This is a genomic window from Morganella psychrotolerans (assembly GCF_001676055.1).
GTDB classification, from domain to species: Bacteria; Pseudomonadota; Gammaproteobacteria; order Enterobacterales; family Enterobacteriaceae; genus Morganella; species Morganella psychrotolerans_B.
In genome coordinates, this window is the sequence record NZ_LZEX01000034.1 from 12,294 (window position 1) to 32,546 (window position 20,253).

At 50.8% G+C, this 20,253-nt stretch carries 15 protein-coding genes; 13 read left to right on the forward strand and 2 right to left on the reverse strand.

Annotated elements, in window-relative coordinates:
• Positions 1-5 precede the first annotated feature (5 nt).
• The 11 genes from flhC (at position 6) to AYY17_RS13950 (ending at position 11,812) form a co-directional block, all read left to right on the forward strand.
• Positions 6-587: a flagellar transcriptional regulator FlhC gene (gene flhC, locus AYY17_RS13900; RefSeq protein WP_067424540.1), complete on the forward strand. Its 582-nt coding sequence runs from the start codon at positions 6-8 to the stop codon at positions 585-587.
• 99 nt (positions 588-686) lie between these two features.
• The gene (gene motA, locus AYY17_RS13905; protein WP_067424542.1) at positions 687-1,574 is read left to right on the forward strand and encodes a flagellar motor stator protein MotA; all 888 of its coding nucleotides are present in this window, start codon (positions 687-689) and stop codon (positions 1,572-1,574) included.
• Positions 1,575-1,581: 7 nt separating this feature from the next.
• On the forward strand, positions 1,582-2,613 hold the full coding sequence (gene motB / locus AYY17_RS13910) for a flagellar motor protein MotB (protein WP_067424544.1): 1,032 nt from the start codon (positions 1,582-1,584) through the stop codon (positions 2,611-2,613).
• A 73-nt stretch (positions 2,614-2,686) separates the two neighbouring features.
• A complete protein-coding gene (gene cheA / locus AYY17_RS13915; protein WP_067425067.1) occupies positions 2,687-4,741 on the forward strand; it encodes a chemotaxis protein CheA in 2,055 nt (684 codons plus the stop codon).
• Between the two features lie 16 nt (positions 4,742-4,757).
• Complete coding sequence (gene cheW, locus AYY17_RS13920) at positions 4,758-5,255, forward strand: chemotaxis protein CheW (RefSeq protein WP_067361474.1); 498 nt, start codon at positions 4,758-4,760, stop codon at positions 5,253-5,255.
• A gap of 95 nt (positions 5,256-5,350) precedes the next feature.
• Positions 5,351-7,036 carry a methyl-accepting chemotaxis protein gene (locus AYY17_RS13925; protein ID WP_067424546.1) on the forward strand — a complete coding sequence of 562 codons (1,686 nt, stop codon included), beginning with the start codon at positions 5,351-5,353 and terminating at the stop codon, positions 7,034-7,036.
• Positions 7,037-7,151: 115 nt separating this feature from the next.
• On the forward strand, positions 7,152-8,726 hold the full coding sequence (locus tag AYY17_RS13930; RefSeq protein ID WP_067424548.1) for a methyl-accepting chemotaxis protein: 1,575 nt from the start codon (positions 7,152-7,154) through the stop codon (positions 8,724-8,726).
• Positions 8,727-8,811: 85 nt separating this feature from the next.
• Positions 8,812-9,675 (forward strand): CheR family methyltransferase, encoded by an 864-nt coding sequence (locus AYY17_RS13935; protein WP_067403146.1) that lies wholly within the window; start codon positions 8,812-8,814, stop codon positions 9,673-9,675.
• On the forward strand, positions 9,647-10,714 hold the full coding sequence (locus AYY17_RS13940; RefSeq protein WP_067424550.1) for a protein-glutamate methylesterase/protein-glutamine glutaminase: 1,068 nt from the start codon (positions 9,647-9,649) through the stop codon (positions 10,712-10,714). Before AYY17_RS13935 ends, AYY17_RS13940 begins: the two co-directional genes overlap by 29 nt.
• A 41-nt stretch (positions 10,715-10,755) precedes the next feature.
• Complete coding sequence (cheY, locus tag AYY17_RS13945) at positions 10,756-11,148, forward strand: chemotaxis response regulator CheY (RefSeq protein WP_004236857.1); 393 nt, start codon at positions 10,756-10,758, stop codon at positions 11,146-11,148.
• A gap of 25 nt (positions 11,149-11,173) precedes the next feature.
• Entirely contained in the window at positions 11,174-11,812 is a 639-nt protein-coding gene (locus AYY17_RS13950; protein ID WP_067402374.1) for a protein phosphatase CheZ, read from the forward strand.
• A 62-nt stretch (positions 11,813-11,874) separates the two neighbouring features.
• On the opposite strand, the gene AYY17_RS13955 is transcribed toward AYY17_RS13950, so the two are convergent.
• The gene (locus AYY17_RS13955) at positions 11,875-12,186 is read right to left on the reverse strand and encodes a DUF5339 domain-containing protein (RefSeq protein WP_067402370.1); all 312 of its coding nucleotides are present in this window, start codon (positions 12,184-12,186) and stop codon (positions 11,875-11,877) included.
• 327 nt (positions 12,187-12,513) lie between these two features.
• Between AYY17_RS13955 and flhB the strand changes: the two genes are divergently transcribed.
• A complete protein-coding gene (flhB, locus tag AYY17_RS13960; RefSeq protein ID WP_067424552.1) occupies positions 12,514-13,665 on the forward strand; it encodes a flagellar biosynthesis protein FlhB in 1,152 nt (383 codons plus the stop codon).
• The gene (gene flhA / locus AYY17_RS13965; protein ID WP_067424553.1) at positions 13,658-15,754 is read left to right on the forward strand and encodes a flagellar biosynthesis protein FlhA; all 2,097 of its coding nucleotides are present in this window, start codon (positions 13,658-13,660) and stop codon (positions 15,752-15,754) included. The genes flhB and flhA overlap by 8 nt, the downstream gene beginning before the upstream one ends.
• A gap of 211 nt (positions 15,755-15,965) precedes the next feature.
• On the opposite strand, the gene AYY17_RS13970 is transcribed toward flhA, so the two are convergent.
• Positions 15,966-20,207 carry a SpvB/TcaC N-terminal domain-containing protein gene (locus AYY17_RS13970; RefSeq protein WP_067424555.1) on the reverse strand — a complete coding sequence of 1,414 codons (4,242 nt, stop codon included), beginning with the start codon at positions 20,205-20,207 and terminating at the stop codon, positions 15,966-15,968.
• Positions 20,208-20,253 lie beyond the last annotated feature (46 nt).

The following is a 20,253-nucleotide window of genomic DNA, read 5'->3' on the forward strand; positions in this document are numbered from 1 at the left end:
GTATCATGGCTGAAAAAAGTATCATCAAAGAGGCTCAGGATATCCGTCTCGCGATGGAATTAATCACTCTGGGTGCCCGTCTTCAGATGTTGGAAAGTGAAACACAAATCAGCCGGGGACGACTGATTCGGTTATATAAAGAGCTGCGTGGCTGCCCGCCACCTAAGGGCATGCTGCCGTTTTCGACCGACTGGTTTATGACCTGGGAGCAAAATATTCATGCCTCCATGTTTTATAACGCTTACCAGTTTTTAATGAACAGCGGTCAGTGCTCCGGTGTTGATGTGATAGTAAAGGCCTACCGGCTTTACCTGGAACAGTGTCCGCCCGCACCCGGTGAAGAGCCTTTGCTGGCGCTGACGCGGGCATGGACACTGGTCAGATTTGTGGACAGCGGCATGTTGCAATGCTCTGTCTGTAACGGGTGCAAAGGATCATTTATCACCTATGCACACATTCCTGAAAACAGTTTTACCTGTAGTCTGTGCCAGCCTCCGTCACGGGCAATAAAAAAACGTAAACTTTCCGCTCATCCCGCCGATATTACGCTATATCGACAGGATGGCATTGCCAAAGCGGTAATGTGATTGGATTGATTTGGTAAACAGGCAAAAATATTTTGCCTGTCCTTCCTGAAAACTCCCTTTGACTGCCATCCGATACCTAACTGAGTTAAAGGGAATAGCGTGTTAATACTCATTGGATACATCATTGTTACAGTCACGGTCATCGGCGGCTATCTGATGGTCGGCGGTCATATGGGTGCTCTTTACCAACCCGCTGAATTTGTTATTATTTTAGGTGCCGGATTTGGTGCGTTTATCGTTGGTAACAGCGGAAAATCCATTATTGCCCTGGGTAAAGTGCTGCCACGCCTGTTCCGGCGTTCGGCTTATAACAAAACAATGTCAATGGATCTGATGGCACTTTTGTTTCAACTTTTGAACAAATCCCGCCAGCAGGGGCTTTTGGCACTGGAAAAAGATATCGAAAATCCGCAGGAGAGCGATATCTTTTCCCAGTATCCCCGCGTTCTCAAAGATCCCGTTGCGTTGATGTTCCTCGTCGATTATCTGCGCCTGATGATTACCAGTAACCTGCAAAGCCATGAAATTGAAGCGCTGATGGAAGAAGAACTGGAAACTTTCCGCCAGGAGAGTGAAGTTCCTGCATCCGGCCTGAATATGGTGGGCGATTCCATGCCGGCATTCGGTATTGTTGCCGCGGTTCTCGGTGTGGTCAATGCCCTGGCTTCAGCCGATCGTCCCGCCGGAGAGCTGGGTGCGCTGATTGCTCATGCGATGGTCGGAACATTCCTCGGAATACTTGTGGCTTACGGCTTTATTTTACCGCTGGCCTCTCTTATCCGTCTGCGCAGCGGCGAGCAGTTAAAAATGCTGGAATGCATCAAGGTGACGTTTCTCTCCTCACTTCAGGGTTATCCTCCGCAAATTGCTGTTGAATTCGGCCGTAAAGTGCTGTTCAGCACAGACCGTCCGTCATTTACTGAACTGGAAGATAAAGTCCGTGAGGTGAAAGTCAGTCACCGCACAGAAGCGAAGGACGAGGAGTAATCAGACGATGAAACCGGGTACTACGCAGATTATCCGCGTCAAAAAGCGGGGTGGGCACTCGCACGGCGGCGGACACGGGGGCTCATGGAAGATTGCCTATGCGGATTTCATGACCGCAATGATGGCGTTCTTCCTGGTGATGTGGCTGATTTCAATTTCCAGTCCGCAGGAACTGACACAAATAGCGGAATACTTTCGTACACCACTGAGAACGGCGATTAATCCGGGCTCAAAAACCGGTGATGCGACAAACCCTATCCCGGGTGGCGGCAAGGACATCATCTATCAGGAAGGTGATGTCATGCCGGATCCGAACGGCATGACCGATGATCAGGATGCGGAAGGTAATTTTGAAAAACTGCAGCAGGATCTGGAGCAGGCAATTTTAGATGACCCGCGTCTGAATGAACTGAAGCCGCACTTGTTGATAGACATGATTGATGACGGTTTACGTATTCAGATTGTGGACAGTGCCAACCGCCCGATGTTTATGGTGGGTTCAACACACGTTGAGCCTTATATGCGGGATATTTTGCGGGCGATTGCACCGATCCTCAATAACGTGCCGAACCGCATCAGTATCTCCGGTCATACGGACGACCTGCCGTACGCGAATGGTGCGAACTACAGTAACTGGGAGTTATCCGCAGAGCGTGCAAACGCATCCCGCCGTGAGCTGGTTCGTGGCGGTATGAATGAACACAAAATTCTGCGGGTGGTCGGGATGGCGTCATCTGTTCATCTGGACAAAAAAGACGGGCTGGCGCCGATAAACCGCCGTATCAGTATCATTGTTCTGAATGAAGCAGAAAGGGCCAGTATCCTGCATGAATATGAAGGGGCTGTACCCATTAACAGCATACAGGAACTGAATGCGCTGGAGATGCCTCCGTCTATGATACCTGCGATACCTGCGCAAAAAAATCCGGATGAAATCAGCGTCATACCGCCGGAGCCGGAAAAACAACCGGTGATCCCGGCAGAACCCGGCGTAACACCGCCACAGGATGCCGCCCCGGCGGCGGACATTCAACAATAAATATGAAACACAGGTACTGCCGGATTTCCGGCAGTACCTGTCAGTCGTAACACAAGCCAATTGGATAACAGCGATGGATATAACCGAGTTTTATCAAACGTTCTTCGATGAAGCTGACGAGTTGCTCCTTGATATGGAGCAGCATCTGCTGGAGCTCGATCCTCATGACCCGGACAGCGAACAGCTTAATGCCATCTTCCGCAGCGCACACTCTATCAAGGGCGGTGCTGCGACATTCGGATTTACACTGCTGCAAAAAACCACGCATACCCTGGAAAATCTGCTCGATAAAGCGCGTCATGATGAATTGACACTGACGCCTGACATTATCGATATCTTCCTGGACACAAAAGATGTGATGGGCTCACAACTTGATGCTTACAAAAGTGACCGGCTGCCGGATGAAGAGAGCTTCAACCGTATCTGTGAAGTACTGGGTCATGTGGAGCAGAGTATTGCCGACGCTGCGGTTGTCACCACTCAGCCTGTGTCTGTGCAGGACAGCGCCGGTGATGAACCGGCGGAAACAACCGCTGTTTCTGCTGCAGCGGGAACCGGTTTTGCACATCACATCACCTTTACGCTCAGTCAGTTAAAAGCCACGGAAGTGCCTCTGCTGGCAGATGAGCTGGCACTGTTCGGAACGGTTTATAAAACAGAAGAGGGCACAGACACACTGCGGATCTGGCTCGGAACGAATACCGATATTGAAGATGTTTGCGGCGTGCTCTGCTTTGTGGTGGATGAATCGCAGATAGCGCACGAAGAAACACCGGCGGAAGAGTTAGCCGCTATTCTGGCCGCAGAAGAAAAACCGGCGGAGCAGGAAGAGCCGGATGTTGTGCAAGCCCCGCAGACCGCTCCTGTGGAAAAACAGGCAGAGCCTGCACGCAAAGCCGCGATAGCTAAAACTAAAGGCGACAGCGGCAGTATCCGTGTGGCGGTGGAAAAGGTCGATCAACTGATTAACCTGGTGGGTGAGTTGGTGATTATTCAGTCGATGCTGACACAGCACAGTCAGCAGGTTGAACAGTCAGAATATGCCGATCTGCTCAGTTCGATTGTTCAGCTTGAGCGCAATTCACGGGCATTGCAGGAGTCGGTTATGTCCATCCGGATGATGCCGATGGATTACGTATTCAGCCGCTTCCCGCGCATGGTGCGCGATATCGCCTCCAAACTGAACAAGAAAATCGAACTGAAAGTGGAAGGTAGTTCGACCGAACTGGATAAGAGCCTGATCGAACGCATTATTGACCCGCTGACGCACCTGGTGCGCAACAGTCTTGATCACGGCATCGAAAGACCGGAAGTCCGTGCGGCAAACGGTAAACGGGAAGCCGGGACACTGACGCTGGCCGCTGAGCATCAGAGTGGCAACATCTGCATTGAAGTTCGCGATGACGGCGCGGGGCTGAACCGTGAACGCATTCTGGCGAAAGCCCGCCAGCAGGGAATGGATGTCCACGACAACATGACCAACGATGATATCGCGATGCTGATTATGGCACCGGGGTTCTCCACCGCAGAGGTTATCACTGATGTGTCCGGGCGTGGCGTGGGTATGGATGTAGTGAAACGGAACATCCAGGACATGGGTGGACGTATTCAGATTGGCTTTACGGAAGGCAAGGGAACCATCACCCGTATTCTGCTGCCGCTGACCCTGGCTATCCTGGACGGTATGTCCGTCAAAATTGCAGACGATGTGTTTATCGTACCGCTCAGCGCCATTATCAGCACATTGCAACCGCGTCAGGAAGATATTTACCGGCTGGCGGGCGAAGAAAAAATGTTGCTGGTGCGCGGAGAATATCTGCCGCTGGTCGAAATGCATCAGGTATTTGGTATTGATGGTGCGGAACGCGACCTTGCAAAAAGTATTGCGCTGATTGTTCAGAATGCGGGCAACCGTTACGCCTTACTCGTCGACAAACTGGTTGGTCAGCAGCAGGTTGTGGTGAAAAACGTTGAAAGTAACTACCGCAAAATTCCCGGCATTTCTGCCGCCACTATCATGGGTGACGGCTCTGTCGCACTGATTGTTGATGTGGCGGAGCTACAGCGGATGAACAACGAAATTTTGTGCAGCAAAAAACAGAATACGTCACACGTCGTGATGCAATAAATAAAGGTAAATGACCATGTCTATGATGGATGATGATTTTAACAAACTTGATGAAGAAAAAAACGGCGAAGGGTATCTGATTTTTACCTTAGGCGAAGAAGAGTACGGCATTGAGATCCTGAAAGTACAGGAAATCCGCGGATATGAACAAGTTACCCGCATTGCGAATACGCCTGACTTTATCAAAGGTGTCACTAACTTACGCGGCGTCATTATTCCGATTATCGACCTGCGGGTGAAATTTTCTCACCAGAACGTGACCTATAACGACAACACCGTGGTGATCGTGGTCAATCTCAAAGATCGCGTGGTGGGTATTGTGGTCGACGGCGTATCGGACGTGCTGGTTCTCAAAGATGAGCAGATTGCCCCGGCGCCGGACTTTGCCGTGACATTATCAACCCGTTATCTGACAGGGCTTGGCACCATTGGTGAGCGGATGCTTATCCTGGTGGACATTGAAAAGCTGCTTTCCAGCGATGAAATGGCGCTTATCGACAGCATGGCTGAATGATAACTATGACAAATGGTTTCGGTACATCCTGCACTAAAGTTTTTTTTGATGTGACCGATATCAAAAATACAATAAAACTATGTCAGTAAAAAATTATGTATAGTCGAATTAAAATTGTATCAGGGCTTTTATCCGTCATTCTTATTTTTGTACTGCTGCAATTAGCATCCAGCGGGCTGATGTTCAGCAAGCTGGGTGAGAATCGTGACAGCATACATTTTCTGGATTCACTCCAGAGCCAGAGACAAGTATTAACCCAGAGCTGGGTCAATCTGTTGCAGGCCCGTGCGAACTTAAACCGCGCGGCGAACGGCTTTTTGCTCAAAGAACATACGTTTAAGGATGATGCCAGTGCTGAAGATCTGATCAAAACAGCACACCGTCAGTTAGCGGATGCAGATAACGCCTACGCCCGCTACACAAAAATGATGGAAGGGACGTCATACGATAAGGCTAAGTTTGAAAAACTGCTTTCAACCTATGAAACTTACCGTAATGCCCTGACCCGTCTGGCAACCTATGTGCAGGGCGACCAACTGGAACAGTTCTATACCTATGCGACATCCGGTTACCAGATGAAGTTCGAAGAGCAATTTAATGCGTATTTTGACAGCATATCAATTGCTTTTCGTGGTGAAGTCGATAACGCAGAGAACAATTTCAGCCAGTCACTTTATATGCTGATTGCGCTTGCGATTATTCTGGCACTGACCGGGATTATCAGCTATCGCTATGTTAAACGCGGCATCATTTTCCCTCTGAATAATTTGGTGGAACGCATCAATATCTTTGCTGCCGGTGATCTGACCCCGACAGTACAGGTTGATGGTAATAATGAAATAGCGGATCTGGGGCGTGGTGTTCAGCACATGCAGCAGGAGCTTATCAATACCGTGCGCGGTGTGCGTGATGGCAGTGAAAATATTTATCAGGGCACCAGTGAGATTGCAGCAGGAAACAATGATTTATCTGCGCGCACACAAGAGCAGGTTGCCTGTCTGGAGCAGACCGCTGCCAGTATGAGCGAACTGACTGCCACGGTGAAACAGAATACCGAATATGCCCACCAGGCCAGTGAATTTGCCGGTCAGGCATCTGAAATTGCCCGTGAAGGCGGGAAAGTGGTGTCTAACGTGGTGAATACCATGCTGAATATCGCTGACAGTTCACAGAAAATCTCTGATATCACCGCAGTTATCGACAGTATCGCGTTTCAGACCAATATCCTGGCGCTGAATGCTGCTGTGGAAGCGGCACGTGCCGGTGAACACGGCCGCGGATTTGCGGTCGTTGCAGATGAAGTCCGTAATCTTGCCCAGCGCAGTGCGAATGCGGCAAAAGAAATTAAAACGCTCATTGAAGACTCGGTATCCCGTACCGGAACAGGCGCCCGTCAGGCAGAAGATGCCGGTGAAACCATGACTAAGATTGTGGAATCCGTCACACGTGTTACTGACATCATGGCCCATATCGCAACCGCTTCTGATGAGCAGAGCAAAGGAATTTCACAGGTCAGTATTGCAGTGGCTGAAATGGACAAAGTGACGCAGCAGAACGCCTCACTGGTTGAGCAGTCTGCGGTGGCGGCAAATGTGCTGGAAGAACAGGTGGCAAAACTGTCACAACTGATAGCTATTTTCCGCTTACCGGCCTTGAAACACAGGGACGATAAGTATACTGAACCGGCGGCAAGAACGATTTCAAACGTCGTGAAAACCCCGGACCTCAGTAAGATATCATCGAAGAATCATCAAGATGATGACAATTGGGAAACTTTCTAACAACGCGTCTCAGCTTTGCGCTGTCAGGGTGATACCTGACGGCGCTTTTGTGCATCACAGCGATAACAATAATTGAAGCAGGTGAGCTCTGAGCGGACGCAATTGGGGATGGTATATGTTTGGTAAGAGAATTCGGATTTCTGTCAGTTTATATCTGCTACTCATTTTCTTTTGTGGCATGCAGATAATTTCCAGCGGCTTATCGCTGGGAATTGTTTCATCAGAGCTAACGTCGCTGGAACGGGTCGATCTCGGCTCTAAAAAGCGTGCATTACTGGTTTCATCTTATGAAGATCTGATGCAGGCACGTAACCTGCTGACTCAGGTTGTTATCCATATCAAAGTCGGCTCTGAAGAGAGTGATATCCGTCAGGTGAAAACCGCCTTTGATTTGCTGCTGGACAAAGCCGCTGAAGATTATAACCAGTTTAAAGCGCAACCGGTTCTCAGTGAGAAAGAGGATTTCGCCGGTATCGAGGAGCAGTACCAGTCTTACCTCGGAGTGGTGAAAGAGCTGCGCGGATATATTGATGCCGGTAATATTCCTGCTTACGTTGAGCATCCGACGCAAATGTATCAGGACAGAATGGGGGCGGTTGTCAGCGATTATCTTGCATTACTCGACGATGAAAGCCGCAGTGCCATTGAGTCCGGCACCTTCTATAACCGCCTGGCGTGGATTATGTTCTTCTGCGTGACCGGTACTATCCTGTTTATCTCTGTGCTTGCACATTTCTGGATGCGCTACAAGGTTATCAATCCGCTGACCAGCATGAGTGAACATTTTATGATGGTATCAGAAGGAAAACTGAATCAGCAGATAGATGTTACGTCCCGTGATGAAATCGGTACTGTTTTCGGGCAGTTACAGCTTATGCAGACATCACTGGCAGAATCGATATCAAACGTTCGTCTGAATACAGACCAAATGTATACCGGAATTCGTGAGATTGCGCTGGGCAATAATAATTTATCATCACGTACAGAACAGCAGGCGGCCTCTCTGGAAGAGACAGCAGCCAGTATGGAAGAGCTGACCGCCACTGTGAAACAGAATGCGGATAATGCGCGCCAGGCCAGTGAGCTGGCGGTAACCGCATCGAAAACGGCCGGGCGCGGCGGGAAAATCACAGACAGTGTGATTGAAACCATGACCTCGATTGCCAATAGTTCGCAGAAAATCAGCGCCATTATCAGCGTAATCGACGGCATTGCATTCCAGACTAACATTCTGGCGCTCAATGCAGCCGTTGAAGCTGCACGTGCCGGAGAGCAGGGACGCGGGTTCTCGGTGGTGGCAGGTGAAGTTCGTGCATTGGCACAACGCAGTGCGGAAGCGGCGAAAGAGATCAAATCACTGATTGATGAGTCGGTTGACCGGGTCGGACAGGGTACTCAACTGGTGGACAGCGCCGGTAAGACCATGGAAGAGCTGGTGATTGCGGTCAATCAGGTGACGGAATTAATGAGTGAAATCGCCTCGGCATCCAATGAACAGAGCCGCGGAATTGAACAGGTGGCAACTGCCGTCAGTCAGATGGATCTCGTTACCCAGCAAAACGCCGCACTGGTTGAGCAATCGACCAGCGCCACTGCTGCACTGGAAGATCAGGCTAATAACCTCGTGGAAACAGTGTCGTTCTTTGAATTACCGGATAATAAAGGATCTAAAGCCGGCTTTGTCGGTTAGTGACTCCCCGGTCCCGGCCATCCCTATCGCAGGATGACCGGACCGGAGTTGTATGATTATTTTTACAGAAAGGACAACAAGTACGATGCTTTTTGCGCCACAGATAGCACCACTCACAGATGATGAGTTTGGTCGGGTGTGCCGGTTTATTTATAAAAAGTCAGGCATCGTCCTTAGCATGAATAAAAAAAATATGGTTTACAACCGCTTGTTAAAGCGGCTGAGAGACTGCAATACGGGCACATTTGCTGAATACCTGCGCATGCTGGAACGGGAGCCGTTGCACCCTGAATGGCAGGCTTTTATTAATGCACTGACGACAAATTTAACGGCTTTTTTCCGCGAGCCGCACCATTTTCAGACACTGACGGAATTTATCCGCTCCCGCCGTGATCAGCCGATCAATATCTGGTGTGCGGCCTCGTCAACCGGGGAAGAGCCTTATTCTATCGCGATGACGCTCAGTGATGTCCTCGGACAAAATGCACTGAATGCCAAAGTGATCGCCAGCGACATCGACACCGAAGTGCTGGAAAAAGCCCGTAAAGGTGTTTACCGCCTTGAAGAGCTGAAAAATATGAATGCCCTCCAGCGTCAGCGCTATTTTATGAAAGGCGTCGGGGAATATGAAGGTTACGCGCGGATAAAACCGGCACTCGGCCGGATGGTCGATTTCAGGCTTTTGAATCTGACCGATACAGACTGGCAGTTTCAGGGGCAATTTGATGCCATTTTCTGCCGTAATGTCATGATTTATTTTGATAAAGAGATGCAAAAACAACTGCTGGAACGTTTTATTCCGCTACTGAAGCCTGACGGACTGCTGTTTATCGGACACTCAGAGAATTTATCTCAGTTATCCCAGCGTTATGTCATCAGAGGACAAACCGTATACAGCGTTCAGGCTGCCGGGAGAGGTGATGAAAAAAATAAAAGTACTTTGCGTTGATGACTCCGCGCTGATGCGCCAGTTAATGCGTGAAATCATTAACAGTCATCCGGATATGACGGTTGTGGATGTTGCACCGGATCCGTATGTTGCGCGTGATTTGATTAAACAGCACGAGCCCGATGTGGTCACGCTGGATGTCGAAATGCCGCGTATGGACGGAATAGATTTTCTGGAAAAACTGATGCGTCTGCATCCTGTGCCGGTTGTGATGGTTTCCACACTGACCTCCAAAGGCTCGGAAGTGACGTTAAAGGCGCTGGAACTGGGTGCGGTGGATTTCGTCACCAAGCCGCAGATAGGCATCCGTGAAACGATGATGAGCTATCGTGATCTTATCGGTGAAAAAATCCGTGCGGCAGCTATGTCAAAAGTCACACGGGGAAGCCGCACTCCGCGTCAGGAAAAAACAGCCGCAGCACCGGCCGTTGTCAGTAAACCACTGTCATCGTATGTTTGCCACAACCGCATCATTGCTGTGGGGGCATCAACCGGCGGCACCGAAGCTATCCGCCAGTTCCTGGAAATGCTGCCGCCGGAATGCCCGCCGGTGGTTATCACCCAGCATATGCCGGCCGGTTTCACCCGTTCGTTTGCTGAGCGGCTGAACAAACTGTGTGCGCTTACGGTAAAAGAAGCAGAACACGGCGATACGCTGCTGAAAGGGCACGCGTATATCGCTCCCGGTGATGCACACATGCTGATCGCAGACAAAGGGCATGGTTATCAGGTCGTACTGCAACAGACGCCACCGGTAAATCGTCACCGTCCGTCAGTGGATGTGTTGTTTGACTCAGTGGCAGAGAGTGCCGGGCGTAAATGTATCGCGGTATTACTGACCGGGATGGGCATGGACGGCGCACGCGGAATGCTTAATCTGCACCAGAAAGGCGCGGTAACTTACGCGCAGGATGAGCGCAGCTGTGTGGTGTTTGGTATGCCGAGAGCCGCAATTGAACTGGATGCCGTCGATGAAATCCGGGATCTCCTCAAAATAGCACCGAGCGTGCTGGAAAGACTTGCCGCTGTTTCCGCATAGCGGAAACAGTAATTATTCATTGTATTGATGCAGGAGTGGTTATGGCCGCTAAAGATTTAAATTTTCTGGTTGTTGATGATTTTTCCACAATGCGCCGTATTGTTCGCAACCTGTTAAAAGAGTTGGGATACAACAAAATTGAAGAAGCGGAAGACGGTGTGGATGCACTGGAAAAAATCCGTGCGGGACAGATTGATTTTGTGGTGGCGGACTGGAACATGCCGAATATGGACGGGCTTGAGCTGCTGAAAACCATCCGTGCGGATGATGCACTTAAACATATTCCGGTCATGATGGTCACCGCCGAAGCTAAAAAAGAGAACATTATTGCCGCAGCCCAGGCGGGTGCCAGTGGTTATGTCGTTAAGCCGTTCACCGCAGCCATTCTTGAGGAAAAGCTGAACAAGGTGTTTGAAAAGATGGGTCTGAACTGAGAAGTATCAGCAGAGGGAAAGCAGGATGACGGAAAACATATCAACGGACAGAAATAAAAACAGTGATGACGATTTAAAACAGATCATCACCCGGGTTGGTTTTTTAACGAGGATGTTGAGAGAAAGCATGCGTGAACTGGGATTAGAAAAGGGCGTGCAACAAGCGGTCGCGACAATTCCGGACGGAAAAGACAGATTGCGTTACATCGCTCAGATGACAGCACAGGCCGCTGAAAGAACACTCAACGGGATAGACACCATCAAGCCGTTACAGGTGAAGATGCATGATGAGGCGCTGGATCTGCAGGAACGCTGGCAATCGTCCCCGTCACCGGAGAGTGATCCGTCATTGCAGGAATCAACCATGGCCTTTATCCGCCGTGTGATTGACGGCAGTGCGGTGACCAAAAGTGAGCTGATGGAAATCATGATGGCGCAGGACTTTCAGGATCTGACCGGCCAGGTTGTGAAAAAAATGATGGAAGTGGTGGAAGAAACAGAGAAACAACTGTTATTCCTGCTGATGGAAAATACCCCGGCGGATATCCGTGCAAAACACCCGGTCGACAGCCTCAAGAACGGGCCGCAGATTGATCCGAAAGGCTCAAATGTGGTGGCATCTCAGTCACAGGTTGATGACTTGCTGGATGAACTCGGATTTTAGTTGTAAAAAAACCGCAGTAAGGATACTGCGGTTGCGAAATACCTTTCCACAAGGGAAGGATATTAGATACCCATTGCCTGTTTAACCTGAGCCAGTGCTTCGCTGCCGGCTTTACATGCAGCATCCTGCTGGTCTTTAGGCATTGCAGCGATTTGCTTTTTAGCATCATCGTACTGCTTCATCATTGGCTCTAACTGTGCTTTAGCCGCTTCGTTTTCGCTGGCTTTTTTCATTAAAGCATCAACTTCAGAAAAATATTTATTACAGGTTTCAGTTGCACCCGGAACGGCGGATGCTGTTTTTTCTTCGCCGGAACATGCAGTAAGTGCCAGAGCCATCAAACCCAGAGAGCAGGCTAAAATTGTTTTTTTCATGTAGTGAATACCTTGCTTGTGATTATCGTGGAATAAACCGTCGGAGATTATAAATAAATCAGCAACTATGCCTATCGGAACTATTCCTAATTTAATGATCCAGGTGAAATTCGGGGTTTCGTGGGGTGTCTGGCGCATTCATACAGATAAAGCATGGGAAAAGTATGATTTGTTTTACCGCTAAGTGATTTTCTGCTGATAAATTCACCAAGGGAGCTTTAATCAGGGAATTACCCCGTTAAGAGCAGTCATTTTCCACCATTGAATCAGCCGTACTCTGTCATGCTATAGCCATAAGCAAAATACCTGCAGACGGCGGAGGCGTGCGTGTCTGATGAAAGTGATGTAGAAAAAACAGAAGATCCCACCCCCCATAAAAAACAGAAAGCGAAAGAAGACGGACAGATAGCCCGCTCAAAAGAGCTCAGTTCACTGATGATGATGCTGGCGGGGGTTAGTTTGTTGTGGTTGAGCGGCGATCACCTTGCTGCACAGCTGCGTACTATTTTTCGCCAGGGATTTATTTTTGACAGTTTTTATCTGCAAAACTCCGGGTTGATGCTCAGCTATCTGGGCAAAGTGATAACGGAAGCGCTGTTTGCGTTGCTGCCGGTTGTCGGCGGGCTGGCACTGGTGGGTATTTCAGCATCAGCACTGGTTGGCGGGCTGGCATTCAATACGAAATCCATCAAATTTGATTTGTCAAAGCTCAGCCTGTTAAAGGGGCTTAAACGCATTTTTTCCATGAATGCGCTGGCTGAGTTGTTCAAAGCTATTCTCAAATCCGCATTTATCGGCCTTGGAGCCTGGATTTTTTTATGGCAGGCGTGGCCGTCATTGTTGCATCTGGCAATGGAATCACCGGGAACCGCTATGGGTAATGCGATGCAAAAAGTTATTTTTGCCGGTTATCTCATCATTTTCATGCTGATCCCGATGGTGGCGTTTGATGTGTTCTGGCAATTACGCTCTCATCTGAAAAAATTACGGATGAGCCGTCAGGATATCAAGGATGAGTACAAACAGCAGGAAGGCGACCCGCAGATCAAAGCAAAAATTCGTCAGCAACAGCGGGCAATGGCGCATAACCGCATGATGGCGGATGTGCCGTCTGCTGATGTTATCGTGACTAACCCGACACATTATGCGGTTGCACTCAGGTATGACGATAAAAAAATGAGTGCCCCGAAAGTGCTGGCAAAAGGTGCCGGTGTGCTGGCACTGCGGATAAAAGAGATTGGTGCGGAAAACCGCATTTTACTGCTGGAAGCACCGCCGCTGGCGCGTGCGTTGTACCGCCATGCCGAGGTGGGTCAGTCAATACCGGTGGCACTGTATGCTGCCGTGGCTGAAGTGCTGGCATGGGTGTTTCAGTTACGTCGCTGGCGTCGTGAAGGCGGGCTGAAACCGAAGAAACCGAAGAATTTACCGGTGCCGCAGGCACTTGATATTGTTGGAGAACATAACACAAATGGCTAATCTGGCTGCACTTTTAAGATTACCGAAAAACATGCAGGGAGCACAATGGCAGTTACTTGCAGGACCTGTGCTCATCCTGATGATCCTGTCTATGATGGTCCTGCCGCTGCCGGCCTTCATTCTGGATTTGCTGTTTACGTTTAATATCGCGCTGTCCATTATGGTTCTGCTGGTCGCCATGTTTACCCGGCGTACCCTGGATTTTGCGGCATTCCCTACCATTCTGCTCTTTTCAACCCTGCTGCGCCTGTCGCTGAACGTGGCCTCGACCCGTATCATTCTGATGGACGGACACACCGGACCGGCTGCTGCCGGTCAGGTGGTGGAAGCATTTGGTCACTTTCTGGTCGGCGGTAATTTTGCCATTGGTATTGTGGTCTTTATTATCCTGGTATTAATCAACTTTATGGTTATTACCAAGGGGGCGGGGCGTATTGCGGAAGTGGGCGCACGCTTTGTCCTCGATGGTATGCCCGGTAAACAGATGGCGATTGATGCCGATTTGAACGCCGGTATTATCACGGATGAAGAAGCTAAACGCAGGCGTACTGAAGTCACTCAGGAGTCCGATTTTTACGGCTCGATGGACGGCGCCAGTAAGTTTGTCCGTGGTGATGCTATCGCCGGTATTATGATCATGGTAATTAACGTGATCGGCGGGCTGATTGTCGGGGTCGCCCAGCATCAGATGCCGCTGGGCGATGCCGCCAGTACCTATACACTGCTGACCATCGGTGATGGTCTGGTCGCGCAGATCCCCGCACTTATCATCTCAACGGCTGCCGGTGTTATTGTGACCCGCGTGGCGACAGATGAAGATGCGGGCGAACAGATGATTTCCCAGCTGTTCAATAATCCGCGTGTTATGTGGCTCAGCGCCGGGGTACTCGGGTTGCTCGGGTTAATACCCGGGATGCCTAACTTTGTTTTCCTGCTGTTCACCGCAGCACTTGCCGGTCTCGGCTGGTATCTGGTGAAAAAAGCACAGGCACCGGAAAAAACGGCAGAAACCAACGTGCAGGATAAACACTTCCGTGAAGCCAATAAAGTGACGGAAGCCACCTGGGACGATGTTGTCGCTGAAGATTTACTGGCAATGGAAGTCGGTTACCGGCTGATCCCGCTTGTCGATAATGACCAGCAGGGTGAACTGCTCGGGCGTATCCGCGGGCTGCGTAAGAAATTTGCGCAGGAAGTCGGGTATCTGCCGCCGGTGGTGCATATTTGTGACAACCTGGAACTGACTCCGACCACGTACCGCATCCTGATTAAAGGTGCGGAAGCCGGGCGCGGAGAAGCGCAGCCGGGTCGCTGGCTGGCGATTGATCCCGGTAATGCGGCAGGCTCTCTGGAAGGGGATGCGACACAGGAACCCGCCTTCGGGTTACCGGCGGTGTGGATTGATGATGACCTGCGTGAGCAGGCGCAAATCCAGGGTTATACCGTGGTATCCGCGAGTACAGCGGTGGCGACGCACTTTAATCAGATCCTGCTGGAGTACGCCAGTGACTTGTTCGGGCGTCAGGAAGCACAAATGCTGTATGACCGCGTGAAAAAAGAGATGCCGAAACTGGCGGATGACCTGATCCCGGATACGTTGTCGCTGACACTTTTCCACCGTGTTCTGCAAAATCTGCTGGCTGAAAATGTCATGATCCGCGATATGCGCACCATTATTGAAACGCTGGCCGAGCAGGTGGGTGAGAACGGCGAACAGAAAGATACCGATATTCTGACCTCTCAGGTACGGATAGCGCTGGGGCGTGCTATCACACAGCAGTGGTTTGGCTCTGCTGGTGAGATTCAGGTTATCGGGCTGGATGCAGGTTTGGAGCAGATCCTGTTGCAGGCGTCGAAAAACGGCGGCGGACTGGAGCCGAACCTGGCGCAGAGCATTGAACAGCAGGCAATTGCTGCGGTATCACATCAGGAAGCAATGGGTGCGCCGACAGTGCTGCTGGTGAATCACTCTCTGCGTCTGATTTTATCCCGCTTCCTGCGCCGCAGTCTGCCGCAACTGGTTGTGATGTCAAACCTGGAACTGAATGACCGTCGCCAGATAAGAATGACGTCGATGATTGGCGGTTAATCATTAATTAAGCCATTATTGCTGCACTAAAATAAAAACGGTCGCCTGTGAAAGCAGGCGTCCGTTTTTTTGTATAACAATATATTTATAGCCGGCGTCACTCAGGATGCCGTTTCTGGCGGCACGTAAAATTGCCTGCCACCGGCGCGGTACTGCGGATTATGAGCCGGTCAAATAATGATCGGCATATTTCATTTCATACAGATGCGGCTTACTCCGCCGTATCGTTTTCATCCTCACTGACGACAAACCACGGCGTAAACAGAACCCGCCGCTGATAACCTTTCGCTGTGACAACTTTATGCTCCCGGCCCAGCGGGTCGTAATAATGGGTATCGGTATACAGATCCTGTCGCGCACTGTCATCACTGACATATTTCCAGTCATTGACAAAATAAGGCTGATACGTGCGGACTGCATGTCCTTTGTTATCATACTCAGTACGGCCCGACACTGCCCACCGGGCGGCGCCTTTCTCACTTTTCCGGTTTCCGGCTGCCAGTGAACCGTTTTTGTTACGGTGGAATGCATCGCCCTCTTCAAAACGGACAGACTGCTGTAAAATCCGCCCGAAACCATCACTGAACGTGACCTGCTGACGGATTTGCTGCGTGTGTTTATCCGCCGGTTCATCATCATAGCGATCGGTTGTCAGCATCAGTACATGTGGCGGCAGTTTATCAGCACCGCTGCGCATCCAGCTGTCTGTGGCATAGACAAAACATTGCGCAACCGGCAATTGTTTTTTCATATCAACAGCCTGTTGTACCGAGTCAGGCAGAGTCAGGGATTTCTGGCTGTACCCGGTTTGTTTACCATTTTCGGTGCCGTAAAAACGGCTGCTTATCACCCGTCCCAGTGCATCGGTTTGTACCTGACTGATATTATTGTTTGCATCGGTAACTTCCCGGACAGACAGAAAACGCCAGTCATATTTTGCCTCAGTGACAAGCCCGGAGGCATCGGTATGTTTTGTGACCACACAGTGATGTTTATCACGGGTCAGAAGACTTTCCCCGACCAACGGATTATCGCGGATACGCAGCGGCAACCAGAATTGCGCGGCATTACCGAAAGTAGTGCTGCCGGAGTTGATAACCCACACTTTTTTCTTCTGCTCAGTGCTGTCAGCAAACAGATAACCGGCTTCCTTGTAAGCACCTTGTTGCAATTGTTCTTTAATATTGATGCCGGATCCCAGTGCGGAGATGATAGTTTCATCCAGCTCTGCAGTTTCAGTGTGAGCCAGCCGTGGTGGCCAGACCGGTACCGCGACCGGAGACTGATTATCCGTGTTGAGCCAGTATGTTTGCTGTTGCCCGGTAAAGATACGTGCTGAACTGCTGCCGGTAAGCAGTGGTTGCAGTGTTTCTGCCGTAAAACCTTTGGCGGGTTGCTGTCCGGCTTTTAGCATAAAAATGTCACTGCGGTCAGTACCTGCAAGACCGGTCAGCCACTGTTCCAGTTTCAGGTTGGTCAGGTGGTGCCGTGTATGTCGTGATAGCGACACAATTAACTGCAACTGCTGTTCATCATAACCGGACTCAAACAGTGAGGCGGGCAGCGTATCAGGCAGCGGATTGGTTCCGGGTTTCGGACGGCGCGGGTAGTGAATTTGCGCCTCACGCAGCGGATAACCGTACTCATCCGCACTCAATACAACGGATTGCGAACACTGCGGATCTGCGCTCATGCGTTCATAGTGATATTCACGGTTTTCTGATACAGACGGATGGATAACCGGCACGGCCGCATCCGGCGTAATCAGACGGACAGTCAACCGTTGTTCACTGACACTGTAAGGTAAATCCTGTTGCTGACTGCCGTCTTTGCCGTAAATTTCACTGCGTAACAGCATGCCTTTTTGGGCGCGGGCGAGCCAGAACGCCTGTTTTTTCTGCTGTTCATCAGTACAGAGTGTTTCATTATCTCCGCTGCCGGTTGTCAGACGGGTAACAAACCCGGCAAAGGCATTCTTATCGCCCTGCCAGTATTCATTTTTCAGCAATGTATCGACAGGTTCATAACCGGTGGCATACCAGCTACGGGTGAGTACAGGCATAGTCAGTACCCCGCTGGTATCATGGGCGGCAGCAGTATCGGTATCCTGCACCTCCACACAACCGAAACCACGGAATTCCCGCTCGCGGGCATCCCAGACACCGTGATGGTAACGCGCTTCACTCACCAGTTTGTTGCCGGTAATTTCATCGCTGGTTTCTGTTTTCCATAAGGTGTGGATCGGAAATGGCAGATAAGAAACCGGCTCGCGGGTTTTATCATCCAGACGGAACTGCGCAGAGCTGCGGTAATGCAGCTTTTGTGACATTCCCATCTGATTATTTATCTGATTAAGCAGCCACGGTTTTTCGGTGGTCAGATGCAGCAGATAATGGCGCGGTGTAGTGTGCGGTACGGTCAGCAGCAGACTGGCGACACCCAGTCCCTGCACATCGGCTACCTGTAAACGACAGGTGTGGTTATAGCGCACACCGGCCGGCAGTTTGACGGTTTGTGGTTTATCAAACCCGTTCCCGCTGCGGTTGCGGTAAATTTCAATATAATCACTGCGGGCATACAGAATATCGGCGGTGCCGCTGCCATCAATATCTGCCAGATAAACATAACCGGCATTAAATTCTGCCTGTGTTTTACTGAAGCCGTCCAGTGCCAGGGGCTGACCAAAGTGCCCGTGACCCAGGTTAGGCCAGCAGACCACGCCGTCGGCACTGATTTGCACTAAATGCTGCTGACCGGAACCGAGAACATCACTGAATGCCACCAGGGTGGACGCATCGCCGTCCGGTGATGGCAGCACGATTTTCTCTGCCTGCGGAATATTCTGTGCCGCTAACCAGCCGTCTTTGCTGCCCGGCCAGATGCGCACGCTGCGCGGGCCGATAAGCACCAGATCTGTCGCGCCGATCCCGTTAATGTCGGTCATTTGCGCGGCAGGATGGCTGTATTCCAGCGGCAGGGCACTGAGTGGCGTGAAGTTCAGCCACTTTGCCGGATCATCGGTTTGCTGAACATATTGCCCGTGTACACCCGGCTGAGTGACGACCCACTGCATACGACCATCGCCATCCAGATCGGTGAGCATTGCGCCATCTTTCAGTGTGGGGATATTATCCAGACACTGTGGTTTATCCCATATCACCGCATTGACATCATCACTTTTGGTATCACGAACCGGTGCGCGGTAGTACCAGGCACCGCTGTCCTGATACAGAACACCCGCAATACCTTCGCCGTGCAGATCAATATACTGCCACGGCTGATACGGATTAAGTTTGCCCATCTCCTGCTGAGACCACTGCGGGGAGCCGGGGATGTCAAAGGTTTGCCAACCGAAGGTAAGCGGCGGCAGGGACTGTACTTTGCCGTTATCCTCAAACGCCATCTGTCGTGCGGCAGTCAGTGTGGTGATAAACGCGGTTTCCTGATACTCAAGCAGCAGGCGGGAGACCAGAGCCGGTTCATCCTCGCCACTTGCTTGTCCGTCCAGGGTTTTCAGGCGATGGAACATTAATACCTGGCGACACAACCGGCGGGTGCGCAGATCAAACCCGTAAGCATAACCGGAGAACGGATCCTGACGGCAAAGCCAGCCGGAACCGGCTTTAAACAGTGGTTTTTCAGCCGGTCTAACGGAACGCTCACCATAGTCAAATACCAGCACAAACAGCCAGCCGGCTTTTGTGGCATCGTTGCCGTTAAAACAAGGGAATGTGCGTCCGGCGGTGATATTGCCGTAATGAACTTCACTGAGATAGCGCTGGCTGTGACTGCCTGTATGCGTGGTTTTTTCCTGCTCACTGCAATTTACATCGTCTTCCGCGCGGTAACGGTAATAAATTTGTTCACCGGTGGCGGAGACCGAGGCGTTAAGTAACCAGCGGGCGGTATTGCTGCCGTCACTGACGCGGGCCGATAATTCATAACCCAGCAAATGTACCTGACCGTCTGCGGTATACCACAGCCAGAAATCCGGCTCTGTGGTGCTGCCTTGCGGCTGCCAGTATTCCAGTCGGCTGAAATTGCTCTCCACACGGGCGCGGTAAGTGGTTATCTGATAAGAAATGGCCAGTTTCACACCAAACAGGGTCTGGCGTTTATCAGCGGTTCCGGGGATAACCACCAGCACGTCACCGGCAGGATCAAGAAATTCATCGTCAGCCGTATAAGAAGGAACGCCTTTGCGGGTGCGGCGACTGATTGCCGGAAGATTCACATCCCAGCCGATACCAAAAGTACTATTACCGCCCTGACTGCTGTAACTGAGTGAAAGAGAAGGCGCATAGCCGCGTCCGGCACTGACGGGCAGCGGCAGGGATAACGACGCCGCGCCGTCCGGACCGGCAGCGCCCGCCTGTCCGGAAAGTCCTGTCAGTGCACCGCCGCCTTTCGGAAGAGACGGTGCCTGAGGGCTGATATTGTCTGAATTTTGCATAATAAACTCCTGAACGGGCAGCCCGCAGGCTGCCCGGATTAGGATA